Annotated in this window: 19 protein-coding genes and 1 pseudogene; 13 read left to right on the forward strand and 7 right to left on the reverse strand. The window is 47.2% G+C overall.

The features are described from left to right. The first annotated feature begins 97 nt into the window (after positions 1 to 97). The 4 genes and pseudogenes from MKZ12_RS05965 (at position 98) to MKZ12_RS05980 (ending at position 6,163) form a co-directional block, all read left to right on the forward strand. Positions 98 to 1,384, forward strand: a pseudogene (locus MKZ12_RS05965) (alpha-L-fucosidase). A 63-nt stretch (positions 1,385 to 1,447) separates the two neighbouring features. Further along, positions 1,448 to 2,470 (forward strand): carbohydrate-binding family 9-like protein, encoded by a 1,023-nt coding sequence (locus tag MKZ12_RS05970; RefSeq protein WP_339259305.1) that lies wholly within the window; start codon positions 1,448 to 1,450, stop codon positions 2,468 to 2,470. 7 nt (positions 2,471 to 2,477) lie between these two features. Continuing rightward, positions 2,478 to 5,111, forward strand: a complete 2,634-nt coding sequence (locus MKZ12_RS05975; RefSeq protein ID WP_339259307.1) for a transglutaminase domain-containing protein — start codon at positions 2,478 to 2,480, stop codon at positions 5,109 to 5,111. A gap of 5 nt (positions 5,112 to 5,116) precedes the next feature. After that, positions 5,117 to 6,163, forward strand: coding sequence for a glycoside hydrolase family 18 protein (locus MKZ12_RS05980; RefSeq protein ID WP_339259309.1), 1,047 nt, complete (start codon positions 5,117 to 5,119; stop codon positions 6,161 to 6,163). Between the two features lie 161 nt (positions 6,164 to 6,324). Here the strand turns inward: MKZ12_RS05980 and MKZ12_RS05985 are convergent, their stop codons facing one another. Continuing rightward, the gene (locus MKZ12_RS05985) at positions 6,325 to 8,625 is read right to left on the reverse strand and encodes a helix-turn-helix domain-containing protein (protein ID WP_339259311.1); all 2,301 of its coding nucleotides are present in this window, start codon (positions 8,623 to 8,625) and stop codon (positions 6,325 to 6,327) included. A 314-nt stretch (positions 8,626 to 8,939) separates the two neighbouring features. Then, positions 8,940 to 10,454, reverse strand: a complete 1,515-nt coding sequence (locus MKZ12_RS05990; protein WP_339261328.1) for a glycoside hydrolase family 43 protein — start codon at positions 10,452 to 10,454, stop codon at positions 8,940 to 8,942. Positions 10,455 to 10,627: 173 nt separating this feature from the next. On the opposite strand from MKZ12_RS05990, the gene MKZ12_RS05995 reads away from it, so the two are divergent. Next, positions 10,628 to 11,491 carry a helix-turn-helix domain-containing protein gene (locus tag MKZ12_RS05995; RefSeq protein ID WP_339259313.1) on the forward strand — a complete coding sequence of 288 codons (864 nt, stop codon included), beginning with the start codon at positions 10,628 to 10,630 and terminating at the stop codon, positions 11,489 to 11,491. A gap of 135 nt (positions 11,492 to 11,626) precedes the next feature. On the opposite strand, the gene MKZ12_RS06000 is transcribed toward MKZ12_RS05995, so the two are convergent. The 4 genes from MKZ12_RS06000 to MKZ12_RS06015 form a co-directional block, all read right to left on the reverse strand. Next, positions 11,627 to 12,196 carry a YdeI/OmpD-associated family protein gene (locus MKZ12_RS06000; RefSeq protein WP_339259315.1) on the reverse strand — a complete coding sequence of 190 codons (570 nt, stop codon included), beginning with the start codon at positions 12,194 to 12,196 and terminating at the stop codon, positions 11,627 to 11,629. A gap of 11 nt (positions 12,197 to 12,207) precedes the next feature. Then, positions 12,208 to 12,717 (reverse strand): DinB family protein, encoded by a 510-nt coding sequence (locus MKZ12_RS06005; protein WP_339259317.1) that lies wholly within the window; start codon positions 12,715 to 12,717, stop codon positions 12,208 to 12,210. 82 nt (positions 12,718 to 12,799) lie between these two features. Then, a complete protein-coding gene (locus MKZ12_RS06010) occupies positions 12,800 to 13,717 on the reverse strand; it encodes a YafY family protein (RefSeq protein ID WP_339259319.1) in 918 nt (305 codons plus the stop codon). A 268-nt stretch (positions 13,718 to 13,985) separates the two neighbouring features. Next, entirely contained in the window at positions 13,986 to 14,903 is a 918-nt protein-coding gene (locus MKZ12_RS06015) for a winged helix-turn-helix transcriptional regulator (protein ID WP_339240179.1), read from the reverse strand. A 385-nt stretch (positions 14,904 to 15,288) separates the two neighbouring features. Here MKZ12_RS06015 and MKZ12_RS06020 point away from each other — a divergent pair, with 385 nt between their 5' ends. From MKZ12_RS06020 to MKZ12_RS06050, 7 genes are all read left to right on the forward strand, one after another. Beyond that, the gene (locus MKZ12_RS06020; protein ID WP_339261330.1) at positions 15,289 to 16,209 is read left to right on the forward strand and encodes a glycoside hydrolase family 43 protein; all 921 of its coding nucleotides are present in this window, start codon (positions 15,289 to 15,291) and stop codon (positions 16,207 to 16,209) included. Between the two features lie 132 nt (positions 16,210 to 16,341). After that, positions 16,342 to 17,685: a sugar ABC transporter substrate-binding protein gene (locus MKZ12_RS06025; protein WP_339259321.1), complete on the forward strand. Its 1,344-nt coding sequence runs from the start codon at positions 16,342 to 16,344 to the stop codon at positions 17,683 to 17,685. A 156-nt stretch (positions 17,686 to 17,841) separates the two neighbouring features. Next, positions 17,842 to 18,732 (forward strand): sugar ABC transporter permease, encoded by an 891-nt coding sequence (locus MKZ12_RS06030; protein WP_036611613.1) that lies wholly within the window; start codon positions 17,842 to 17,844, stop codon positions 18,730 to 18,732. Between the two features lie 26 nt (positions 18,733 to 18,758). Next, positions 18,759 to 19,601: a carbohydrate ABC transporter permease gene (locus MKZ12_RS06035; RefSeq protein WP_339259323.1), complete on the forward strand. Its 843-nt coding sequence runs from the start codon at positions 18,759 to 18,761 to the stop codon at positions 19,599 to 19,601. 56 nt (positions 19,602 to 19,657) lie between these two features. Next, a complete protein-coding gene (locus MKZ12_RS06040; protein WP_339261331.1) occupies positions 19,658 to 21,079 on the forward strand; it encodes an arabinan endo-1,5-alpha-L-arabinosidase in 1,422 nt (473 codons plus the stop codon). A gap of 628 nt (positions 21,080 to 21,707) precedes the next feature. After that, positions 21,708 to 22,688, forward strand: a complete 981-nt coding sequence (locus tag MKZ12_RS06045) for a family 43 glycosylhydrolase (RefSeq protein ID WP_339259325.1) — start codon at positions 21,708 to 21,710, stop codon at positions 22,686 to 22,688. Positions 22,689 to 22,885: 197 nt separating this feature from the next. Next, positions 22,886 to 23,731 (forward strand): EcsC family protein, encoded by an 846-nt coding sequence (locus MKZ12_RS06050; protein WP_339259327.1) that lies wholly within the window; start codon positions 22,886 to 22,888, stop codon positions 23,729 to 23,731. A gap of 867 nt (positions 23,732 to 24,598) precedes the next feature. Here the strand turns inward: MKZ12_RS06050 and MKZ12_RS06055 are convergent. Next, entirely contained in the window at positions 24,599 to 25,873 is a 1,275-nt protein-coding gene (locus tag MKZ12_RS06055) for an MFS transporter (protein ID WP_339240187.1), read from the reverse strand. Between the two features lie 210 nt (positions 25,874 to 26,083). Here MKZ12_RS06055 and MKZ12_RS06060 point away from each other — a divergent pair, with 210 nt between their 5' ends. After that, complete coding sequence (locus tag MKZ12_RS06060; RefSeq protein ID WP_339259329.1) at positions 26,084 to 26,296, forward strand: hypothetical protein; 213 nt, start codon at positions 26,084 to 26,086, stop codon at positions 26,294 to 26,296. Positions 26,297 to 26,338 lie beyond the last annotated feature (42 nt).

Consider the following 26,338-nt stretch of genomic DNA (forward strand, 5'->3'; position numbering starts at 1 on the left):
CCAACATATTTCCCAGGGAGGAAGAAAGATAACCGCAAGCTTCAGTGATTTTCATATTTTTCGTATATCACAATGCTCGGGGGAGGTGTGAACAGATATGCAAAAATGGTTTGAAGAAGCCAAGCTGGGGATATTCATCCACTACGGCATCTATGCGGTAGACGGGGTTGCGGAGTCTTGGTCCTTCTATAACGGCAGGGTGTCCTACGATGAATATATGAAGCAACTGAATGGGTTTACGGCTTCGGCATTCAACGCAGAGAAGTGGGCGGACCTGATTGAGAAGTCTGGAGCCCGGTATGCGGTACTGACAACGAAGCATCATGATGGCGTTGCATTATGGGATACGCAATATAGTGACCTGAACGTCGTCAAACAGACACCGGCGAATAGGGACATCGTGAAGGAGTATGCGGAAGCGATCCGTGAGAAAGGGATTCATCTGGGGATGTATTACTCACTTATTGATTGGTCACACCCGGATTATCCTAGCGTGTATGAAGGTTGAAAAGTGCCGGACGATCTCGGCGATGCCAACCCGTATTCAAGTCCAGTGGACGGTGTTCAGGATCAGGAAAAGTGGCAGAAGTTCCTGCAATTCAATAACCATCAACTAGGGGAGATATTAACGAATTACGGAAAGGTGGATCTGCTATGGTTTGATGGGGATTGGGAACGGAGTGCACAGCAGTGGAATCTGCCGGAGTTCAAGCATTACCTGCACTCCTTCAACCCGGAAATCATCATCAACTCCCGCCTTCAAGGGTATGGGGATTACAAAACGCCTGAGCAGGGCATTCCGATTACAAGACCGGAGGGACCTTGGGAATTCTGCACCACGATCAACACATCCTGGGGATATGTACCAACTGATTATAAATATAAATCTCTGAATCAGATCATTCGGATGTTCTGTGATTGCATTTCGATGGGCGGTAATATGTTGCTGGATATTGGTCCGCGTGAAGATGGCACCATCGATCAGAGGCAGGAGGATATTCTGCTTGGGCTGGGAGCTTGGATCCGAACCCATGAGGAGGCTGTCTTCGGAACGGGTGAAGGCATTATGTCCCGCTATTATCTGGGGGGCAGCACGGTATCCGGGGACCGAAAGACGTTGTATCTGTTTGTGTATGATGATCCAAAAGAGAATGTGTGCATCAAAGGTCTCTGCAATCCGATCCAAAAGATTACCGTATTGCATTCAGGCAAAGAGCTTCATCATGAGATCCATGGGGGCGTGCCTTGGTTCAATATCCCGGGAACAACGTGGATTAAGATGACCCCGGAGGACACACATGAACAGGTGACCGTTCTTAAGCTTGAATTCGATGAGGAACTGGAAATGTACGGCGGCGCTGGAGCCGTTGTCACCCATAACTAACCATTACGGGGAGGGCGTGTGCCGATAGATGCATGCCCTCCCTTACGAATTGGAGAGAGTGACATGAACAGAAGTGGAGTGCCAGAGCCCAGGATTGAGTATGCTCCCAAACATTATATATGCAAGCGTGCGCAAGAACCGTTGGTGTTAGACGGCCGTGTGGATAAGGCATTTTGGGAGGCGGCCCCTTGGACGGATGATTTCGTTGATATCGAAGGTGATCTTCGTCCGAAGCCAGAGAAACAGACTCGGGTAAAGATGCTGTGGGATGACGACTATTTCTACTTTGCTGCCGAGCTGATGGAAGATCAGATATGGGCTACCTTGACTGAGCGTGATTCCGTTATTTTCTATGATAATGACTTCGAGATTTTTATCGATCCTGACGGGGATTCCCATCAATATTATGAGTTCGAGATCAATGCGCTCAATACGGTATGGGATCTGTTATTGGTGAAGCCTTATCGGGATGGTGGGCCACCGGTTAACGGTTGGGATATCAGCGGTCTCAAGACGGCCGTATATATCGATGGAGAACTGAACAATCCTGGGGCGGATAACCGGAAATGGAGTGTGGAAGTCGCGATTCCCTGGACCAGTCTAAAGGAATGTGCCGAAGGAAACCGTCCACCTGAACCAGGTGAGTTCTGGCGTGTCAACTTCTCACGTGTGGAGTGGCAGACCGAGGTACAGGGCGGTGAGTACCGTAAGGTGCTGAATCCGGAGACAGGCAGACCTTATCCGGAGGACAACTGGGTGTGGTCACCTATCGGCATTATTAACATGCACTACCCGGAGTTATGGGGGTATGTTGTATTCTCGGATGACGGAACGGATGAGTCGTTTGCGTTGCCGGAAGATGAACGAATCAAATGGGAGCTTCGCAAGCTCTATTACCGTGAACGCAATTATTATGAAACCCATGGCGAATTTACCCAAGATATGAAGTTGCTTATGGGTGAGGATTCGTGGAGTTGTGAGCCTGTAATTGAAACGACGCGCAGCCTGTTTCAGATTACTGCGCCTTCTTCGAACGGCACGGCCTTAATCTGTATTCGGGAAGACGGAAAGCTGTGGAAGGAGTGAGAACATAATGACCAGTCAAACCTTGATATTTTCCCTTGATGCACAGTCTTTGGCGAGGATCGAGGAGAAGTTCCAAGAGAAGGTGCAGTTTGCAGAGGCCCGCAAATCGGAGTTGTTTGATATTTTTCAGCAGGAGCTAACGGAAGAAGAGACATGGGCGTTGAAATATGTCTATGCCTATATGCCGGTAAACGACATGGCTGATTATAACGGGGACTTGTTCTTGAGTCATGTGCGCCGGGCTTTGGACACCCGCATATGTGTGCCTTGGGGAGATCGCGTTCCGGATCATCTGTTCCTTCATTTTGTGTTGCCTTATCGGATAAATACGGAGAATATTGAAGATTTTCGCGGTTTTATCTATGACGAATTAGCTGAGCGGACAGCGAAGTTATCCATGGCAGATGCGATTCTGGAGACCAATTACTGGTGTCATGAGAAAGCGACTTATATTGGCAGTGATTTGCGTACGATATCACCGCAGACAATGATCCGAAATGCTCGTGGTCGATGCGGCGAAGAATCCACGCTGGCGGTGGCCGCTCTTCGCAGCATCGGCATTCCTGCCCGTCAGGTCTATACACCTCGCTGGGCTCACTGTGACAGTAATCATGCTTGGGTAGAAGCTTGGGCAGATGGTCATTGGTATTACATTGGGGCATGCGAGCCGGAAGCCCGTCTGAATCAAGGATGGTTCAGTCCGCCAGCCCGCAGGGCCATGCTCATTAATACGAGAATATATGCCAACTATCCCGGACCGGAGGATATAACGCTCTCCGAAAAGGGATTTACGGAAATTAATCTGCTTGAGAATTATGCACCGACACGCACCATTCATGTGAAAGTGAACAATGAGCAGGGAGAACCCGTACCCGATGCCAGCGTCCGTTTTGAGCTGTATAATGCGGCGGAATTCTATCCGATTGCCGAAGTGAGGACGGACGCACAAGGGGAAGTGGCCTTAAAGACAGGCTATGGCGACCTGTTAATTCGTGCGGTCAGTGAGGGTAAGTGGAGGGAGATCCTATTCAAGGCTCAGGGGAACGACCATGTAGAGCTTGTGCTGGATTCGTCAGAGCAGCCGGCAGGGAGCGTGGACTTTGATATGGTTCCTCCTCCAGAAGGGGGTGGAGAGAACACGGTTGCGTTATCGGAAGAGCAGATTCAGATTCATAATCGTCGTCTGGAGGAAGGAGCACAGACCCGAAGCGAGTATGAGGATACTTTCTTGAGGCAAGAGGAGGCCGTCTCACTGGCTCATTCGGTTGGACTACCCCAGGTGCGGGTGTGGGATATTCTCCAGAAGGCACGAGGCAACAGTCGTGAAATTGCAGCTTTCATAGAGGAATGCTCCAATGTATACGGTGAGTGGCCGCTTCGTCTGCTGGAGTCGATGAATGAAAAAGATTTAATTGATACCTCTCGCCAGACGCTGCACGATCATCTGATTGGTGCGCTCTCGCAGCAAGGAACATGGGCGGAAGATACGTTTGTGAGATACATCCTCTGTCCGCGGATCTCCTATGAGATGCTGGTCCCTTATCGAAGTGTATTCCAGAATGCATTTTCGGCAGATGAGACAGCAGCGTTCAGGGAGAATCCCTCGACACTTGTCCGAATGCTGGAACAGCAATATGAATACTATGACGATCTTCCTAATCTAAAAGGCAAAGGGAATCCGATTGGAACGTTTAGTCTAATGAAGGGAGACGCTCAGTCGCTGGATATACTGTTTGTGGCGGTATGTCGCAGTTTGGGTATTCCGGCCCGATTACATCCGAGCGCTCAGAAACCACAGTATCTATGCGATAGAGGATGGGAGGACGTGGTGTTTAGTCTCACCTTACCTCCAACTCAGGGAAGTACAACCTGGGGAAAGCTCCAGCTTTGTAGAGATCCAAAATCTACGCAGGATACCCCTGCAGCATCTTATTTTGAGAACTTCTCGTTTGCCCGTCTGGAAGATGGTATATATAAGACACTGATATATCCTTATGGCAGTACGGATGTCTATAGCGAGCCATATGAGGTTGAACCGGGCGCTTATCGCTTAACGACAGGCATTCGTCTAAAAGATGGAACGGTAAACGTACGCTTCGTGTACTTTACCGTGAATGCCGGAGATACAACTGAGATTGTGTTAACTTATCGCGAGATTGAGGTTGATATTCCTGTACTGGGTAAACTTGCACCAGGAAGTATACTGACCTATCTGAATGGTTCAGAGGTGGAGTTGGAAGAACTTCTGGGATCGGAGGGCGCCATAGCTGCCTGGATTGAACCTGAGCGTGAACCAACGAAACATCTGATTCGTGAACTGTGCGAGCTGGCAGAGCCGCTGGATAAGTTGGGCATCCCCATCGTGCTCATAATTGGAGACACGGAATGGAACGCTTCCTTTGACCCTGTTGGTTATCCTAAGCTGCCAATATGCACAGTTTTTGTACGGGATTCCAATTATGCTTCCTTGTCCGGTTTCATTTCGAAACCTGCAGCTCACGAAGCAGGCTACCCACATCTGTTTGTGCTGGATAACCAGCTTCAGATTCGTTACTCGGCTTCCGGGTACAAGATCGGTACTGGGAAGGAAGCCTTGCAGATAGCTGCTGCGATAACACAATTATCGAATGGATTGGAGTGAAGCGGGTGACGAAATATATTGTTGCAGGTTATGCCGTGGATTCTGATCTTCCTGACATGACACATGAGGATCTGTTGAAGTTAACACATCTGAACGTAGCCTTCGGACATGTTAAGAATGATACGATCACTATCGAGCATTTAAAAAATGGCCATGTGATCGCGAACATGAAGCGAAATCATCCGAATCTTACGGTGCTGTTGTCTGTAGGTGGATGGAGTGCGGGCGGTTTTTCCGAAGCCGCCTCAACCCAGTCTGGAAGGGAGAGCATGGCTGCATCGGCGGTTAGGGTGCTGGAGGAATATCCTTTTGACGGGATCGATCTGGATTGGGAATATCCTTGTTACGGTGAAGCCGGTATTGCATCCAGCCCTGATGATAAACGGAATTTCACCTTGCTTCTCAAGACGATTCGGGAGGCGATGGATACCAAGGGCGCAGTGGATGGTCGTCATTATCTGCTCACCATTGCGGCAGGGGCTGATCAATACTACGTTGATGGTACAGAGATGGCCGAGGTGCAGCAGTATCTGGACTACGTGCAGTTGATGACCTATGATATGCGCGGCGGTTTTCAGGTTCTGACCGGACACCATACGAATCTGTACACGTCAACAGGAGATCTGTTTCGAATTAGTACGGATGCTTCCGTGGCCCAGTTTGTTCGCGCTGGTGTCCCGAAGGAGAAGATTGTGATCGGAGCTGCGTTCTATTCCCGGATCTGGAATGAGGTTCCTGATCGAAACCACGGGCTTCATCAAATGGCTGGCAGCACAGGCGGCTACGGCCCATCCTTTGCCGAACTGGAAGCGAAGTACATCAACAAGAATGGTTATACCCGTTATTGGGATGAGGAAGCTTGTGCACCGTTTCTGTTCAATGGGTCCAGTCTCATATCGTATGATGATGAAGAATCGATCCAATGCAAATGTGATTACGTAAAGGATCAAGGTCTGGCCGGCATCATGTTCTGGGAGTACGGCTGTGATCCGACCCACCGTTTGCTTGGTGCACTGCATCAAGGACTTCATTATTTTCCGGCTGGAAACTAGGATAAGTAAATCGGATCAGGCGGATCAGATTATGTATATGGACTAAAAACATACGAAGGGGCCGTTCCATAAGTCAAGAGCATGACTTATGGAACGGCCCCTTGTTTGCATTATTTTGGTCTAATGAATCACGCACTGCGTCACAGAGGTGATATCTCCATTTATCCAATACACTCCTCGTCATCATCATCTGGGGAATCGGCAGAGCCGTTGGGACGGTGCATTTTACGGTATTGCCCTGGGGTATAACCTGTTTCTTTCTTGAATTTGCGGATGAAGTTTGGTGTGTCCAGATAACCGACGCGGGTGATGATATCCTTTAACGGATCGGTTGTATGCAGCAGTAGCCGAATGACCTCATCCACCCGTTTTTGCCAGATATATTGGGTGAAATTCATGCCGATCTTTTCTTTGAAAGAACGACTGAAATAGGATGAAGAGATTGTAAATTTTGATGAGATCGTACCCAGACTGAGGTCATAATCCGAGTAATTGGCATCAATATAAGCAACGATTTCATCCATCAGTGAGCTTTCTTCCGTCTCACTCTTCGCCTCGACATGAGCGCAGATTTCAGCGGCAAGGCCTGTCAGCTTCTTCTCCAGATCCTCCAATGAGTCATAGGACGTGATCCTTGGAAGTTGATCAACCACATGATGGATTCCAAGCTCCGAGGCGGTTTTGAGCATGGTATTTAGGATATCAAAGCAGATGCAACGCAGTAGCGGTACAGATGGCATTTCAGTTTTCAAATTGTTCAACGCGGTCGAAACCATCTGAACCGCCACATCATAGCTGCCCTGTTTTAAGCTCTGGACCAGCTTTAATAACACATCCTTAGGGACCCAGAAGGAAGAATCCTGCACAGCGGAACCGGAAAGGTTGTTAAAGTATGTACTGCTTCCCTGTCCGTGCAGCACCGATGCTTCCAGAGCGGTCGATGCCTCGATGTAGGACTGATTCAGTTGTTTCGGATAAGTGTATCGATTGCCTATCCCGATTGCGGGCGCGACCCCGGTGTGTTCTGCTACCATCCATTGCAGTTTCTCAACAATAGGCTCCATACGGGCATTGAGACTACCTTCATGCCCAATTTCTGCATCGAATCCCACGATAAGGGCCAATTGGTCTGCCTGTGGCAACTCCACACCGTAAGCATATGCAGACAACTCCGGCAGCTCCACATCGTTCATCAGCTGCATGACCGTAGGCTGCTCGGGGTCATCCCCGATACGTAAAGCATGCATCTCCCAGCCCATGGTCATGACAAAATAATGGGATCGGTTGAAGTGTATGCCAAGCTTATCCGTAAATTCAGCAGGGAAATCTCCGGTATGACCGTGCTTCAGCAACATGAGCAAAATATGATTGCGCGCATAGGGCTCTTGAAGATCTACGCGCTGACTATAATCATGCAGTGTTTTCTTGATCCATTCCAGTTCGTTGGTGGTTGAAGAAGTATCAGGATCATTTTTCAACCGAATGAACTCCATTAAGTCTGAAATGGGATGGTATTGTCTTCGGGCCAACATGATGGCAAGGATCGTGCCCATCGTCACCACAAACGAGAATACAAGGATAATAAAGGTGCGAATATGGACAATTCGGCTGAAAAACTGGTTGCTTGGCATAGCGGTGACATAGGTCCAACCCGCATCCGATTTAACGGATACAACCGAATGGGGTTCTTGATTTAAGGAGATGCTGTGCGTACCGGGTTCAAGGGAAAACAGAGCGCTGACTTCCTGTTCGGATATGATTTCTCCTTTGTAATTGGCTGCCAGTACTTGCCCGTAATTATCGAAAATATAAGTCATCCCGTGATAATCACTCAGGATGGAATCAATTAAGCCTGTTAGATTGGACTCGTGAATCAGGTACATGACGGTTCCATGGGCGGGTGTATTGTTAGGTGCAATCGGTACAAGGTAGGCCAGCATGGAATTGGGGATTCGGGTTCCTTGGACGACCTGCTCGGCTGGTCGTATCGTGGGGAACGGGACGTTATTCAAATCCCGGATCATGTCCGTTTGGTTCCAGGTATTAAATTTGTAGCGGGCCGTGAATACATCCAGATTCTCCGAGCCTTGAGAAGAGTAGATGTTATCATCTCCGCGGAAGAACAGGAATAACTCATCAATAATGGAACTGGTGGCTTTGTATTTGACTAATGCGTTAATGGATTCCCGGCTATAGTACGGATGGTGGGTCCAATACCGCGTTAACTGCTCATCATAGGCGATGCGAAACGCGATGTCCTGTAATTCCTTCATGCGATCATCAATGACCGTTTTGGCTTGAGTGAGCTGATTAACATTGGTCTGTTCAATCTCTGAACGGAGTGTGTCCACAGCATTGTGATAAATAATGATGGTTAGGATAACAAGAGGGATAAGGAAGATGGAGATATAGGATAGTGTGTACTTAAGCAGAAGCTTGGACTTGAAGTGATTCCATTTCATATCTGCAACCTCCCGTTTTCTTTCGTGCTGCAGCGATAGCGCTCTCATATGGGCAGTGAAGGTATTGCCAAAATGGGAGCTGCTGGGGTGTTCCTTCTAAAAATACTAGGAGAACTTCTCTAATAAAGCAATGGTTCTTTTATATATTTCAGAGCAATCCTCGAAAAAAATATACAGATAGCAAAATCCCCTCAAAGTTTACTCATTTCCTTATGCTACCACATAAGGCTTTGGTAAGAGTATCTACTTTAAGGGGATAACTTTAGCTGATCATATATTATATTTTCTATTACTGAATATAGGAGTTAAAACGATTATTCATCCAGCGGTTCATAGTCAAACCAATCGAAACTTGCAGGTGTACACTCCTCTGATGGAGCATAGGCGTACATGGCTATCATCACACCTGTGAAACCACTCGCCACTTCGGTAGATAACAGATGTGTTTCTCCTAAACCCACTTCAATGGCATCGGATGAACCCTGCTGATAGAGAAACGTAAAGTGATTACGGTCAGACTTGATTTGTAATACAACTGGCCCTTTGTCACAATCAAGCACCTGTTCGGTTCGCATAGAGCCGACAGTTCGCCGCAATACGATTTTCTTCTGACCGTCAATCCGAGTTACAGCCAAATCATAATGGTATTTATGATTCATAAATACAGTTAATCCGGCTTCCTCGCCGTTCACACGCGGCTCATAATATAGCTCGGTCGACATATTACATAAGAAATGGCTCAATCGACGCCCAATAAAGGCTGGATTTCTACCCTCATCAAGTGAAACCGAATGACCACGCAAGATGAGCCGCCCTGGATTTTCTGTGAGTGTCCAACTACCCGAAGCTGGGTTACGCAAGAAGATCCAGTTCAAGCCTAATGATGCTTCGTCAAAATCATCCCGGATAGGCTCAGGCGACCAAAGGTGCTCAGTTAGCAAAGACCCCGTCATCTCCTGCTCGATATGTCCGTCAACACCGATCATCGGCCAACCGTTATCCGTCCAAGTGACGGGTGCCAGGAACGTTTCGCGTCCCAGATGGTGCCGCATGGGGTAACCCGCTGGACGAATGCCAAGAAATACAGCCCACCAGCTTCCATCCTGGATCTGGACAAGGTCTGCATGACCGGTTGCGTGGATGCTGGATTTCATGCTCCGATTGGAAAGAATCGGATTATGAGGACATGGATCATATGGTCCGTATGGCTCTGTGCTTCGAGCAATGGTCTCCATATGGCCATACTCGGTTCCGCCTTCAGCGATCATCAGATAGTAGAGGCCGTTTATTTTATACATGTGGGGAGCTTCGGGGGCTGCTCCTCCGGTTCCGGTCCAGATTAGTTGGCTATCTGACAGTCTCGTTCCGGTCTTAAGGTCTATTTCGCACTGATAGATGCCCTCGCCTTCATCACCGTTGCAAGCAGTTTGAAAATACACTCGTCCATCTTCATCGAAGAGAAAAGAGGGATCAATGCCCCCCTGATCAACAAAAATCGGAGCAGACCATGGTCCTTCGGGTTGGGTACTACGTACATAAAAATTTCCGCCGCCGCTGACATTGGTTGTTGTCATATAGAACCAGCCATCATGGTACCGCAGTGTTGGGGCAAAAATGCCGCCAGAGCTGCCTGCGTTTGCTAAAGGGAGCTGCTCCGTTGTTGTGAGGACATGGCCGATCTGTCGCCAGTTCACAAGGTCTTTGCTATGGAAGATGGGCACGCCAGGGAAATATTCAAAGGTGCTGGTTACCAGATAATAGTCTTCATCTACACGGCAGATACTTGGATCCGGATAAAACCCCGGAATTACCGGATTGGTATATTTCATCATGTTATGCTCCTATTCATGTCGAAAGTGTAATATGGACCTTAGCGTTTGAGCTGTATCCTTGCTACAAGGGGAATTATATCGTCTTCAATCATTTCCAACCTTGATTTTTCGGTCCTCGAATAGCATGATATAGACATTCAACCCAACATGGCTTGCGGAGGGGAATGCTTTTGAGTAATGCATATTTGAGATGGTTTACTTCGGATCAGCAGTTTCCATTTTTCATTCAGTATGGTGGACACGACCAAGACATGGAGCTTCATAATCATGTGGATTTTACGGAACTTGTCATTGTTCTGAGTGGTCATGCAACCCATGTGGTGAACACCGAGGAATTTTTTATCAAAAAGGGGAACGTATTTGTAATTAATGGCGACACCCATCACGCTTATAAAGACCCTTATGATTTTAGGATCTGTAATATTATGTTCAGTCCCGAGATGCTTGCTTCGGCCGGGCCCGATCTGAGAAAATCAAACGGCTTCCAGGCGCTATTTGTTTTGGAACCGTTTTATCGTAATATTCATTCATTTCCGAGTAAACTTTCGTTATCCATTTCCAGTCTGGAGTATGTGGAATCACTGATATCGTTCATGATTGAGGAGTATCAGAGTAAACAGCAAGGGTATCAGACCATGTTGATCTCACGTCTTACGGAGATGGTCGTTTATTTGTCGAGACAATATGATACGCAGGAGAAAGGGATCGAAGGTAATAATCTCATGCATCTGGCCAATGCCATTTCATTTATTGAAGATCATTATCTTGAGCCGCTGTCGTTGGAGGATATTGCGGGGAAGTCGAATATCTCTATAAGGCATCTGAATCGGATTTTCCGATCCTATTATCAGATGACCCCGATCTCTTATCTGCAGAAGTTGCGTCTGGAGAAGGCATGCCATTTGTTGAAAAACGGGAATATGTCCATTACGGAAATTTCGTATGAATGTGGATTTAACGACAGTAATTATTTCACCCGCCAGTTCAAGAAGACCTTTGGTAAGTCTCCCAAAACATACAGGCAGAATCATTAACACCCGAATGAATATGATGTGTGAGCGTGGAGAGGTGAACAGAGAGTCTGGGCCGAGATTCGCCAACGTTTAAATCCAAAAAAACAAGCAGGACCATCCTACGAGGAGGTCCTGCTTTCGTATTTTCAAGGCCTTTTAATAATCCAGAAGCCGTCCGTGATCATGCCACTGACCGTACATTTTATTTTCCTTCGTGTTGGTTATGAATTTATCCAATCTGCTCTGGAATAAGGCGGGCTGCTGTTTAACACTTTGAATCGTGTCAATCCTGACCTTCTGATACAGGGCAGGGAATGCCGCGAAATTCGAATAAACCTGCGGATTCTCTTTCAACCTTTGCTCGATCACACCATCCATAATGAAAGCATTTGGGTCAATAACAGGTAGTACCTGTCTACCCTCGTCATGCATGAGGCCTAACTTTTCAAGACGGCGGACACGTTCCTTATTCAATTCAGTCCAAGAGCTGCGTTTGCTTCGTGGAGATAATCTCTGTGCTAATTGAGTATCGGATATTTTCTTTTTGACTCCATCGATCCAGCCAAAGCACAACGCCTCCTCAACCACATCCAAATACAGCAGGGTATCCGGAGTGGGTTTCAAGCTAACCATGACCCAGCAAGATTTCTGGACTTTTCCATGCTCCTGCAACCAACTTCTCAATTCTTCCCTCGATGTCACGGGGATACAATGTACATTTTCCATCAGATCATTGTCTAGACTTGAGCCGGTTCTTGATACCAGAAGAGAGAATAATCGTTCATGATGGAGGCGTGGCCCAATTGACGCAGCATCGTAGATATATTGCCTCGGTGGTAGGTCCCGTGATTGACCAGATGGAATACCATTTCGGATAAGCTGGTTTCGCGGACGCCGGCAAATGGATTATCGAGCAGCACGGTTTGTTCCAGATTGGTTTGGCCTTGGAGCCATTCGCTATATTGTGCCGACAGATCGGCAAACATTTGCATGTACTCATCTATTGAACCATGAATTTCACCATTGAGAGGCATGCATGCCTGGAGTGCCTCGGGCATACCGGTGCCCGTTAACACCAGATACCACATCTTATCCACTGCATAGATATGGCTGAGAGCATGGGCGATGGTTGGAAATGAACTGTTCACTTCCTGACTTAGTACAGAAGAGGGGAGTTCTTTAATTCTGTTCAGGATGGTTTGATTAGCCCATGCGTTGTAGTTATACATTTGTTCCGGATGATTCATGAATGATCGTCTCCTTTAATTTGGCGAAGAATGTGGTTACTTACTAAAATGATTATAAAAAAAGAAGTATGACAACAGCGTGTCATACTTCTTCATAGAGTTTAAGTGCGTCTCGAAGCTGTTCTTTCAGAATACCTCGTAATTCAATCGGTTCAAGCACCTCAGCGCCACTTCCCAAACTAAGCAGAAACGACCATAACCACTTGGCTTGTAACGGTTGATGAACCGAGATGCGCATCGTCATACTGCCATCCTCGTGAAATTGCTTATCTGCCTGTTGAAAATGATCCATGGCTTCTGCTAGCGCTTCCGGGTTCACTCGAAATACCACATCACTTACTTGATCTTGCCAGGATGGATCGGACACAACCTCCGCCTGAGGAAGTTCAAGATGTGGTTGAAAGTGTTCCCATGTCAGGGCCACATTCATCATCCGGGACAGTCGGAACTCGCGATAATCCTGCCGTGTCTGGCAAAATCCATATACATACCAATTACGGTATTTGAACTGGAGTCTTACCGGCTCCAGATGGCGAGGGGTATGTTCATTTTTCGTATTGATGTAGTCAAAACGCACAACCTGATGCTTCGTAATCCCTGTACGCAGATGAGGAAGGGCATCAGGCTCCGTTCGGCGAGTCTCCAGATCCACAGATAGACTTGAGGTCTGATGCTCCGGTCCAATCGTTTGCAGACGTTCAATTGTGCCCTGTACACGTGCATCCTCAAAGACCGTGGAGAGACTGCTAAGAACCGTAATCAGAGAATCGACATCATATGAACCAAGCAAGCTTTTATCCATTTTATATCCGTCCATCATGCCGTAGCCGCCCTTGAGTCCCTGATGGGAAATGACGGGGAAGCCGGCTGCACAGATTACATCAATATCCCGATAGATCGTTCTCGGGGACACCTGAAACTCTTCTGCCAAGGTGGAAGCAGACAACACTTCGTGGTTCAGCAGTTTGTATATGATTGAGATTAATCGCTCCAATTTCAAGAAATATCCCCGCCCGTTATTCCATTTTGTCATTACAGGCCTATATTATATCACGACATGATGAACACAATGGATGAATACAAAGGGTTCGTAAAAGTCATATCATCCAGTGGGTTTATTCCAGTTCGGTTGAATAAGTTCTTAGCCGAGATGAAAAAAAGAGTGCTGGATAGCACCCTTTTCGAAGACAGATTGTTGTTGTTGTATGGAACAGTTATTTTAGAAGTTTGGTTGAGCTATTATTCCAACGTTTAGAGTAGAGTGGGTTCTACTCTTCCTGCACGTTATAGAGAACCCGAGCGAGCAGATTCTGTCCGTAGTTACCAAAGTTTTTACCAAAGATCGTTAAGCCCCGTTTGTTCAAAGGTCCGTCCGTAACCGCAATGCGGAAGTGAATATCGCTCTTGTAATCCAACCCAATCTGGTCCAGCGTTACGTCCGAGATGCGGCATCCGTCGATATAGCTGCCCTCTTGCGTAATCCGGATCAGCTTCAGCATGCCGTACTGATTCAAGTGGGGAGGCCACCATTCCGGGTTAAAGGTACCGCGTGTATTGCCGAAATCGCCTGGACTCGTCCAGCAGCCAATCTCAATACCATTGATGTAGAAATAGATATCCGAAGGGTAATTGTCGCAAAAACCAGGTGCCTCCGACCCCAGCTCCATGGATAGCTGAATTTCGCTAAACAACTGATTGGGCTTGAGGTAGTTGGGGATACGATACTCCAAGTAACCTTCAGCCAGCCAGATCATCTCCGCATCAATCCGCAGTGGATCAGCAAAGTAACGCGGATCATCGAACTCTCCAACAATGCTGTCCCGGGTAGCAAGGCCGCATGTAGGTGCAGCTTGATAATCGCTGTAGTGGCCTACCTGAATTTCAACCTCGTATCGATTATTTATTTCCTGTGAACGCAGATCAACCATCAATTTTTCCTCATTGAGATAACATATCTTCTGAATGCCATGTTTGCCCACGGCGGTATTGATCTCGATCAATCCGCTCTCCTCAAGCTTTTTGATATGCATTGTGATAGCGCCATTGCTCAGCCCCAGTTTGGTTGCGAGATCATTGAGATTAAGACTTTGGTTCTTGGCCAGTAGCTCGATGATCTGAATCCGGATTTCTGAACTGAGCGCTTTGAAGATATTCACACCCGACATCAGATCTTTAATATAAATCATAGGTGGATTCCTTTCCCCGTTCTGAACAAAGTCTCTTTTCAATGCAGACATTTGCACATTTATATGTTTTATTTCAGATAATTATAAATCATTCCCTCATGGAAGGGAAGGGCAGAGAAATAGAAGCCAAAACCCTTCTGTATAGCGCAAATATGAAAATGTAATCCACTTTTTGTTCACTATTACGGTTAAAATAAGTGTTAATCAGTTCATGTATATTTGAAATATACCATTGAAATGTAATGTAACCGCTTTTATAATCCTATTATACCTAAATTGATTCAATACATCATGAACCAAATTAACCATTTGAAAGGTGGAGTTAGGTTTGGATAAGTTGAAGACGGTGCAAAAGTTCAAAAGGAAACGTTGGGCATTACCCGCATTGCTTGTCTTAGTGTTGCTGCTTGCAGGTCAATCACGGGCTTTTGCAGCATTTTGGAATCTGACCGGAGATATCGCTGTTCATGATCCATCGATTATCAAAGAGGGCAGTTCCTGGTACACCTTCTCAACGGGGCCGGGCATTCAGGTATTGAAATCGGATAATGGATCGTCCTGGTATCGGGTTCCGCAAATCTTCCTGAGTAAGCCATCCTGGTGGGCTTCTGCGGTTCCGGGGCAGAGTGGATTGGATGTATGGGCACCGGACGTAGAGCAGTATAACGGAAAAGTGTGGCTCTATTATTCAATCTCCACCTTTGGTTCTAATCGGTCTGCGATTGGTCTCGCGTCCGCGAACAGTATCGGTGCAGGGCAATGGAAGGACGAAGGGATGGTGCTTCAGACAACGACCGCCAATAATTATAATGCGATTGATCCGAATCTGGTCATTGATGCTTCAGGCAATCCATGGCTGGCATTCGGTTCTTTCTGGAGCGGTTTGAAGATTGTCAAGCTGGACAAAAATACGATGAAACCGACAGGCAGCATAACATCCATTGCTGCGCGCCCGAATAACGGAGGTGCTATTGAAGGACCAAGTGTTGTATACCGTGGCGGCTATTATTACCTGTTTGCCTCCATCGATTCTTGCTGCCAAGGAGTGAACAGTACCTACAAAATGGTCTATGGACGTTCGACCAGCATAACAGGCCCTTATGTGGACAAAAACGGAGTCAATATGTTGAATGGTGGCGGTACGATATTGGATACAGGCAATGTGAAATGGAAAGGTCCAGGTGGTCAGGACATGTACAACGGTAATGTCATCGCAAGACATGCCTATGATGCAGAGGATAATGGCAATCCGAAATTGCTGATTAATGACTTGCTTTGGGATGCGAGTGGCTGGCCTATGTATTGATTTATTTTATATAAATATAAAATGTTTTATAAAAGTGTTGACTAAAGTGATCTGGATTTGATAAATTTAACAACAGAAATCTTATTTCATCCAATTGAATACGGTTACAAGTCCAGATCAGGAGGGGTTCAGATGGTAAAGAAAAAGAATTGGGTCACATTTATGCTTCTAATGCTGGTAAGTGCACTGGTACTTGCGGGCTGCGGAGGAGGAAGTAGCGGTTCAAATGGGGACAAGGAGTTAACGTTTATGTTCCGCGGTGGTACGGACGAGCAGAAAGCATACCAGGCGGTGGTCAAGAAATTCGAAGAAGATCATCCGGGTGTGAAAGTCAAAATCATTGTAACGGCTGCGGATCAATATGCAACCAAGCTGAGAGCAGCAATTACAGGCAACAGCTTGCCTGATGTATTCTACATCAATCCGGGCGATGTGAAAGCGTATGTGAACAGTAATGTACTGATGAATCTTACACCGTATGTTGAAAATAACCCGGATGTTGATCTCGATAATATCTGGAAATACGGTGTGGACTTGTACCGTTATGATGGCCAAATGTCAGGACAAGGCGACATCTACGGTATGCCGAAGGATCTGGGGCCATTTGCACTGGGATACAACAAAACTTTGTTTGAAAAAGAAGGCATTCCCTTCCCTAACAAGGATAAACCATATACATGGGAAGAGTTCATTAAAGTAAACCAGCAAGCGACCAAGGATACTAATGGGGACGGAAAACCCGATGTGTACGGTACCGGCTTCAACGTACAGTGGGCACTGCAATCCTTTGTATGGAGCAATGGCGGCGATTGGTTGGATGAGACTAAAACAAAAGTAACGATTGATGATCCGAAATTCGCGGAAGCGCTGCAATTCTTCGCGGATATGCAAAACAAATACAAAATCACACCTTCCATTGAGGAAGCGCAAACATTGGATACGTACCAACGCTGGATGAAAGGTGAGATGGCTTTCTTCCCTGTTGGACCATGGGATATGAGTACATTTGAGAAACTGCCTTTCGATTATGATTTGCTGCCATTCCCTGCGGGATCTACTGGCAAATCGGCAACGTGGATTGGATCTCTCGGAATCGGGGTATCCGCGAAAACGAAACATCCGGAAGAAGCTGCTGCACTGGTGAACTACCTTACGGCTTCGAAGGAAGGCATGCAGCAACTGGTGGATGCCAAGGTACAGATTCCAAACTTGCTTGATATGGCAGACGAGTGGGCCAAAGATACATCCACGAAACCAGCCAATAAACAGGAATTCATTGATATCGTTGAGGATTACGGTCGGGCTCTGCCAGGCAATTACACATACAATGCGGAGTGGTATGACCTGTTCTTCACGGACATCCAGCCGGTATTGGATGGCAAGATTACAGCCGCAGACTATGTGAAGCAGCAACAGCCGAAAATGCAGAAGCTGCTCGACAAAGCAGTTGAACAAGAAAAGAAATCACAGAAATAGTAGATAGGTAGAGCGATGCCGGCAGAGTGCAATCATGCTGCTGGCATCATTCGTGTTGGAATTTGTGGAGTTCCATACGGGCATGTGGCATTCGTTGATCGGCAAGGTTCAATCGAAGAATGCCACATGCTGATACTAGAAACAGGGGTGAACGCCGTGATTACGAAATCGAGTTTGTATCGCAAAGAGATGCTGTACGGATATCTGTTTATCTTACCTCCGATTCTTGGATTGCTGATCTTTGTCATGTTCCCGTTCCTCTACTCCCTATATGGTTCCTTTACGGATTGGGACGGACTGGGACAGATGAATTTTATTGGTCTGGCCAACTTCAAGGATTTGCTCACGGATGACCTCTTTTACAAAGCGATGTTTAACACATTTTTCCTGATGCTTGGTATCCCGATTGGTCTGTTGTTGGCGCTATTGCTGGCAATGGGGCTGAATCGTAAAATCCCGGGCACAACGACATTCCGAGTGATCTACTACATTCCGGTTATTTCCTCACTCGCTGCCGTGTCCATCATGTGGAACTGGGCGTACAACGGAGATTACGGTCTGGTGAACCAGTTCCTTGACCTGTTTGGGATTAAAGGTCCTAACTGGCTTGCGAACAAAGATACCGTCAAACCCGCTCTGATTATTATGACAGTGTGGAAAGGCTTGGGATACACGATGTTATTGTACCTGGCAGCACTGCAAAGTGTATCACGTACATATTACGAGGCGGCAGAGCTGGATGGAGCGAATGGATTCCAAATCTTCCGCAATATCACCTGGCCGATGGTGAAGCCGGTTACCTTTTTCCTGATCGTTACGAATATCATTGGCGGTTCCCAGATCTTCACCGAGATGAACATTATGACACCTACGGGTGGTCCTGAATATTCTTCGGCATCAATCGTTTTCTACATCTGGCAGAAGGCCTTCAGTAACTTGCAGATGGGTTATGCCTCAGCGATGGCCATGATTCTGGGTATTTTCATTTTTGTCATTACCCTTGTGCAATTCAAAATGAACGAAAAATCAGCCTATGATGGGGATTGATTGTCTAGGAAAGGAGTGAACCGGAGATGTCTTACAGTCAAAAGAGGAAGTTAACGAACTCGATCATTTTTATCGTACTCGCGATTGGTGCAATTGCGATGATTGCACCACTGATCTGGATGTTGTCCACGTCATTGAAGGAGAAGCAGGATGTGTTCGCGCTTCCGCCTGTATGGATACCTGAAGTATTCCAGTTTGAAAAGTATAAAGAAATCTGGGAAGCAGGGCCGCTGCTCAGCGGGATCAAAAACAGCCTCATCGTTGCGGTGAGTGTAACGGTGGTGGGTACGTTTACGTCCAGTATCGCTGCATTTGCTTTTGCCAAATTAAGATTCCCGCACAAAAATAAACTGTTCCTCGCATTGCTGGCATCCATGATGATTCCTTATCCGACCGTCATGATCCCGCAATTCATCATGTTTGCGAAGCTGGGCTGGGTGGATACGCTGCTTCCACTGATCGTTCCAGGCCTTTTCGGTAACGTCATCATGATTTTCTTCCTGCGCCAATATCTGCTTAGTGTGCCTGATGCGATTATTGAGGCGGCCAAAATCGATGGAAGCTCCTATTTCCGGCTGTACTCCAGCATTACGTTTCCACTGATCAAACCGGCGATCGCTGCACAGTTGATTCTCTGGTTCATGGGCATCTGGAATGATTATCTGGCACCAATTATCTATCTGAACTCACCGGAGAAGCAGACGTTACAGCTCGTTATAGCGAATTTCAATGCCACGTATGCGATTCAAACCGATTACCCACTTATTATGGCGGCGTCCATCGTAGCTCTGTTACCAGTGTTGATCATCTTCCTGATCTTCCAGAAACAGATTATTGAATCGGTTGCCATCTCGGGAGTGAAGGGATGAATCAGCGGAAGAACTTCCGAGGGTGGACATTTTCGAAGAGAGGGGTTGTTGCTTCCATGTTGCTGTTGTTGATTACTGGGGCTACGGGATGTGCTGGAGAAGGGGCTGGAGAAACGGTGTCCCGTCCGGTCTTTCCTGAAGCTCCTCAAGATACCCAACTGTATGATACCTCCATATTGGATGACGAGTCCCGTTGGACAGTAAACAATGCACATGATCCGGCCATTATCAAAACAGACCAGGGTTACTACGTCTATTCCACAGACGTTCGTGTAGCGGGAGAACCGAAACCCGGCGTCATGGTACGCAAATCGGATGATCTGATCCACTGGACATGGGTAGGCCAGGCTCTGCCAGGCATTCCCCAAGAAGCGCTGGATTGGACAGGTGCAGTGAACCTGTGGGCGCCGGATGTGATTCAGGCTGGTGACACCTATCGGATGTACTATTCGGCATCCAGTTTCGGTAGTACCCAGTCGGCCATTGGTTTGCAGACAGCTAAGTCCCCGGAAGGCCCATGGACAGATGAAGGGCTGGTTGTGAAAACCCTTGCGAATGAACAGGATAAACTGAATGCCATTGATGCCAATTCCATTGTGGATGCCGAGGGCAATTCGTGGATGGTATATGGTTCGTTTTTTGATGGCATCTATATTGCCCCACTCGATCCGGATACCGGAAAATTCAAGGACGAGGGTTATGGTACCCGCATTGCTGCACGGGATCGTGCAACCGAAGAAGGTGCAGTCGAAGGTCCATACATCGTGTATAACCCGGAGTTCAAAAAGTATTATCTGTTCGTCTCTTATGATTCCTTATTCGAAGATTATAACGTACGGGTTGCGCGTGCCGATTCAATCACAGGACCGTACACGGACATGAATGGCATGAACATGCTGGATACGGAACATCTGCCTCAATATGAGATCGGCACCAAAATTCTGGGGGGGTATCGCTTCACAGAAGGTGAGGGCTGGATAGCGCCCGGACATAACTCTGTTCTCAAGGACGGAGACGATTATTATATCGCGCATCATGCACGGGGCGAGACGGATAAAAACTGGCCCTATCTGCACGTACGCAAAATGGTATGGACGAAGGACGGCTGGCCTGTGGTTTCACCTGAACGGTACGCCGGTGAGACTGCGCAGGATATTCCGAAATCCATGATTGCCGGGGCGTGGGAAGGCATGGCGCTTGATCCGTCCGTGGACGGGCAGATTCAGGCAGTGCCTTATACCCTAACAAGTAACGGTAAAATTAAAAGCGAAAATGGTTCTGGAACCTGGACATTTGATGGCCAACAAACATTGACACTGACGTGGAAAGAAAGTCCATGGGGCGGAGCTTCCATAGAAGAGCTGAAGCTACTCCCGTCCTGGGACTGGGAGCGAAGCCAGCCTGCGCTGGTGGTAACAGGACTTAATGACCGCGGTGTAGCGGTCTGGGGCAAGCAAATTAGCGCAGCGGAGGAGTAAGGTGGGAAGCAGCGCGTAACCCGCGAGCGCGAAAAGAGCGAGCTCTACGCCGAGGATGCACAAGCAGTGAGGGGAGGAAGGAGCCACAGGAGCGAGTTTGGCATCCGATTTCAACCGCCAGGAGCGGTGGGAAAAGAAATCGGAGGACAAGAGAGCACCAAGGCCCTCCCACCCCCGAACGTCCGCAGTGTATGCCAAAGCTTTCCTGTTAAGGCGCGTTAACGCACAAGATATTGGTGCTTTTGGACAATCAAGAATCATCTGTACTAGCTTTGCGGCCAGCCCTGCATTAAGACGGGAGCGTTGACCCAGCGAAGCGGTCAACCCCGTTAGACCGAGCCAATATAAGGCTCGAAGTGAGGTTGTAACCCAGCGAGCGCGGTAAGAGCGAGCTGCTGAACCAAAGGTGCACAAGCAGTGAGGGGGAGGAAGGAGCCGCAGGAGGGAGTTTGGCATCCGATTTCAACCGCTAGGAGCGGTGGAAAAAGAAATCGGAGGACAAGAGAGCACCAAGGCCCTACCACCCCTGAACGTCCGCTGTGCACCATGTCTTGCCTGTTCTTTTCACGTATGCGTTACATCCTCAACTCCGAGCCATCACACACACATTTGAAAGGGGAGCATTCCCATGACAGATTCCATTACCTTTACTAATCCCATTCTGGAGCAGCGTGCTGATCCGTGGGTGTACCGTCATACAGACGGCTACTATTATTTTTCCGCTTCCGTACCAGCCTTTGACCGGATCGAGATCCGGAGAGCAGAGACGTTGGAAGAGTTAAGAGATGCTGAGCCGGTAACGGCTTGGACCAAGCGTGACACGGGGCCGATGAGTGCCAACATTTGGGCACCGGAGATTCATTTTATCGATGGCAAATGGTACATACATTACGCTGCGGCTCATACCAGTGAGACCAACGAAGGTCTGTTTGATCACAGGATGTATGTGCTGGAGAACGATTCTACGAATCCACTCGAAGGGGAGTGGGTAGAAAAGGGACAGATCTATACACGCTGGGAATCATTTGCGCTGGATGCAACGACCTTTGAACATAAGGGAATCCGCTATCTGGTCTGGGCACAGAAAGATCCCGATATCGTGGGTAACTCGAACCTCTACATTGCCGAGATGGAAAACCCATGGACGCTACGCGGCGAACAGGTCATGATCTCTACGCCGGAGTATGATTGGGAAATCATCGGCTTTAAAGTGAATGAAGGCCCTGCGGTAATGCATCGCAATGGACGGTTATTTATTGGATACTCGGCGAGCGCGACCGACTACAATTATTGTATGGGTTTGCTCACCGCGGATGAAGATGCCAACCTGCTTGATCCGGCGAGTTGGGTGAAGTCACCCAAGCCGGTGTTCCAGACCTGTGAAGCGAACGGACAGTACGGTCCAGGTCATAACAGCTTTACTGTATCACCAGATGGCAAGACGGATATCTTGATCTATCATGCGCGTAATTACAAAGATATCGAGGGCGATCCATTGTATGATCCAAACCGTCACGCCCGTGCTCAAGTGATTCGCTGGCGTGAAGATGGCACACCTGATTTTGGTGTTCCGGTACCGGATGGAAAAGCAGTAGCAGAAACGAAATAAGATGTAGTATGTCTTTTTAATACGAGAGCCCTTGGTTAGCGAGTGATGCTGATTTAAGGGCTCTTTTGTATGGAAACGATAGGAAGGAGCGGTATGGGTGTCAATGTGTTGGATATAAAACAAAGCAACCACAACGATGATTTCTGCGTATGAGAAAGATACAGATTACGATGCACAACCTATTAGGAGGATTATATATGGATTCACGCGAAACCTTGGACCAGGAACTTGAACAGATTTTGAAATGGGAAAAACAACAGAAGGACTTGTTTATATGGGATAAAATTGGGCGTTTGCCCTTTGCGATGTTGGATAAAGTGATGCCTAAAGCGTTAAAACAGAAAATTGGAGATTCCCTGAACGACGTTGGGCAGTATGTCCAGCATGGGGGAAAGTTCCTCGTACAGAAGAAAAAAGTAGCTAAGCTGCTGCAAGAGGAAGCCGAGAAGTCCGGTTATTCCATGATAGATACGACCTATCGTTTGGAGCAGGAAGATGAAACCGAGGGCACAACGAAGATTCATAGTGTGGAAAAGTTGCCGCTTCAAGTGTTGGACCAGGTGGCTGATAACATTACCGAGAGTCGAACCAAATTTGCTGCGGCACAGGGTGCAGCTACAGGTTTTGGTGGCATTGTAACTATTGCAGCAGATATTCCGATGGTGATGGGACTTTCCCTGAAGGTGCTTCAGGAGATGGCGCTATGTTACGGCTATGATCCAGATGAACCGCTGGAGCGCATCTTTATTGTGAAATGTCTGCAATTCTCATCCGCTGATATCGTAGGCAAGAAAGCGATCATTGAAGAACTCGCCGCATACGACGACCCGGACAAGCCGATTGAAGTGGTATCGCAGATGCAGGGCTGGCGAGAAGTTTTTAATTCCTATAGTGAATCCTTTGGCTGGAAGAAGCTGTTCCAGCTCATTCCAATTGCCGGCATGGTGTTTGGATCAGTGAGCAACAAAAATACGATCCGGGATGTAGGGGAGGCAGGCAAAATGCTGTACAAAAAACGTCTGATCCTTCAGCGTTTGAAGTAAAATTAGAGAAAACGTACTAAACGTAATATTACAGAAGAATACTATATAGGTTCGATTTAACATTTACACAATAACGGAGAGGACAGAAAGAACCTGAAGAAGCGAAGCTTGCGCCTGTATTCCCGGATTTCCCCCTTTAGAAGAGGTATCAAAAAATCTGGGAATAACAGCGATCGGAAGGTTGTTCTGTCATCGGAGTGTCCGTGTAAATATTCTTTAATTGAAGCTATATAGCGTGTCTGACAACTCCAAAGAAGCTGATTTTCCACATTTTCGTTCCATGAAGGAAGTTTTCCAAAGGCGTGCTAGGGCACATAAATGGAAAATGACGCAGCATATCATCCGATAAAAAATACGGTGATGGTATTTCTTGAGTTTGAAGATGTGAAGGAACTGCATACAGCCCGGGTTAACAGCGTTGTGATGTGAGACATGAGTGATATGGTTGAGGATCATTACGAGAAAATCTAAATATAACAAAAAGGGTTCCTGCCGAACTGTAAATACAGAGTTGGCGGAACCCCTTTTGTTGTTATGGTTTAAATTGTTAATTTAGACTTCAAATGTAGTGATTAAAGTGAAGTCTAACGAACTCAGCAGACGTTATTTGGCGATGTTTAACTCATCCTGATTTCTAAAGAATCTCAGACACGTTATTTACTCATTTCACACGCACATCCCAAGGTTCTCAGCCGTTTTCTCGGGAATAGCGTTACTCAGATTCATTAGATTACGAAATATGTGATATTCGTTCAAATAAGGGCTATCAGGTTCTTTAGCACAGCTAACGTCTTATAAGGGCGATGCTGCCACGCAAGGATTGGATCCAATAAAGAATGAAAAGTACACACCTGTTGGTGTAATCTCTTACTCTTCGCTACCGTTTTCTTTGGCCCAGATATTCAGCAATTTATCGGATGGAAGCAGGAATGTGAAGATCCCTAGCAGGGGCAGGAAGCTGCACATTTGCATCACGGGTGATACACCGAAAACGTCAATCCAGTTCCCTAGCACGAGTGCGCCCAGCCCCCCCATACCAAATGCCAGACCTGTGATCAGACCGGAAACCGTTCCGATTTTGCCTGGAATCAGCATTTGTGCATATACCACCGTAACCGAGAAGCTGGATAACATGATAAAACCAATAATGGTTAGCAGTACACCTGTCCAGAACAGATTCGCATAAGGTAACAACAGAGCAAGTGGAGCAGCTCCGGCCATGGACAGGAAGATCAGATTACGTTTGCCGAACCGATCTGCAAGAGGTCCTCCGAAGAACGTGCCGAGTGCTCCCGCAGCCAGGAACAGGAAGATATAGATCTGCGCGTCCTCTGTGGACAATCCAAAGGTATCTTTCAGATTAAACGCGTAGAAGCTGCCAATGGAAGCGATATACCAGGAACGAACAAAGACGAGCAAAATTAATAGCGTAATGGCGGCAGTGATCTTTTTGCGCAATGCTGGATTGGGTGCACGCCGGGCAGCAGCTTGTCTACGCAGATATCCACCCGATTGCAGCATGCGTCCATACCAACGGGCGATGTAGATCTGAACGGCGATTCCCATGGCGGCAATGCCTGTAAATCCAATAGCACCGAACAGTCCAAACGGGATAAAGATCCAGCGTGTAAGCAATGGGGCAAGAGACTGCCCCGCGTTACCGCCCACTTGGAAGATGGACTGTGCCAGTCCACGGCGCTGACCGGCAGCCATATGGGATACCCGCGAACCTTCCGGGTGGAAAGCGGCAGAACCCAGACCGACAAAGATAACGGATATCAGGACAGCCATATAACTGTCAGCAAAGGCCAACAGCAACATGCCTGTAAATGTAAAACCCATACCGATGGGTAGAATGGACGGTGTCGGTTTTTTATCAGCAAACCAGCCTACGACAGGCTGCATAATAGATGCGGTAAAGTTGATCGCAAAAGAAATCCATCCGATCTGAGTATACGTGAGATGCATCGAGTCTTTCAGAATCGGGAAAATAGCTGGAATGACCGACTGGATCGAATCATTGAACAGATGAACCAGACTGATCGCAATAAGTATCCGGTAAACGGTGCTTTGTGCATCCAATCCGGGTGGGGCTTTCGAACGCGCTGCGGCGTCCTTGGATAATGAGGTTTGTGTAGACATGTACAATTCTCCTTTGGTCGCGGTCACGAGGGATCAGCGCCTGATGTTGTATTCTATGCTTGTAAGCATATTGTTACATAATAGGATAGATTGATTGGGTCGACAAGGGGAACAAGAGAAAACGTACATGTACAAAAGAAATGCATTACTTTAGACTTTATAATAATAAATTCCATATTTTAGGATGAAAAGGAAAGGGGAGGGATGGCATTGAAATCCTTATCGCCTTATGAATCAGCTCGACGTGAACTGGTGATCACCATTGTATATATGGCTGTAATCTCGCTTCAGGCTCTCTATGTTGCACCGAAATCTCTATCTGCTGCTATCGTCATATTTATCATTTTTCAATCGATTGGTGTTCTGATGTTGAGACATTACGTTAAAAAAGTCAAAGAACTGAAGGAAGATCAGTCTACTTGATTGCGCTGCGGTCCCATTGTATTGAGACGATGAAGTTCTACG

This window comes from Paenibacillus sp. FSL R5-0713 (genome assembly GCF_037973325.1).
GTDB lineage: Bacteria > Bacillota > Bacilli > Paenibacillales > Paenibacillaceae > Paenibacillus.

Coding starts and splice junctions, on each gene's coding strand:
- MKZ12_RS05990 (WP_339261328.1), bottom strand. CDS start 10,454: ATGAAATATACCAATCCGGTAATTCCGGGGTTTTATCCGGATCCAAGT.
- MKZ12_RS06015 (WP_339240179.1), bottom strand. CDS start 14,903: ATGATTTATATTAAAGATCTGATGTCGGGTGTGAATATCTTCAAAGCG.
- MKZ12_RS06005 (WP_339259317.1), bottom strand. CDS start 12,717: ATGAATCATCCGGAACAAATGTATAACTACAACGCATGGGCTAATCAA.
- MKZ12_RS06055 (WP_339240187.1), bottom strand. CDS start 25,873: ATGTCTACACAAACCTCATTATCCAAGGACGCCGCAGCGCGTTCGAAA.
- MKZ12_RS05985 (WP_339259311.1), bottom strand. CDS start 8,625: ATGAAATGGAATCACTTCAAGTCCAAGCTTCTGCTTAAGTACACACTA.
- MKZ12_RS06000 (WP_339259315.1), bottom strand. CDS start 12,196: ATGGAAAATGTACATTGTATCCCCGTGACATCGAGGGAAGAATTGAGA.
- MKZ12_RS05975 (WP_339259307.1), top strand. CDS start 2,478: ATGACCAGTCAAACCTTGATATTTTCCCTTGATGCACAGTCTTTGGCG.
- MKZ12_RS06040 (WP_339261331.1), top strand. CDS start 19,658: ATGTTGCTGTTGTTGATTACTGGGGCTACGGGATGTGCTGGAGAAGGG.
- MKZ12_RS06045 (WP_339259325.1), top strand. CDS start 21,708: ATGACAGATTCCATTACCTTTACTAATCCCATTCTGGAGCAGCGTGCT.
- MKZ12_RS05970 (WP_339259305.1), top strand. CDS start 1,448: ATGAACAGAAGTGGAGTGCCAGAGCCCAGGATTGAGTATGCTCCCAAA.
- MKZ12_RS06050 (WP_339259327.1), top strand. CDS start 22,886: ATGGATTCACGCGAAACCTTGGACCAGGAACTTGAACAGATTTTGAAA.
- MKZ12_RS06025 (WP_339259321.1), top strand. CDS start 16,342: ATGGTAAAGAAAAAGAATTGGGTCACATTTATGCTTCTAATGCTGGTA.
- MKZ12_RS06035 (WP_339259323.1), top strand. CDS start 18,759: ATGTCTTACAGTCAAAAGAGGAAGTTAACGAACTCGATCATTTTTATC.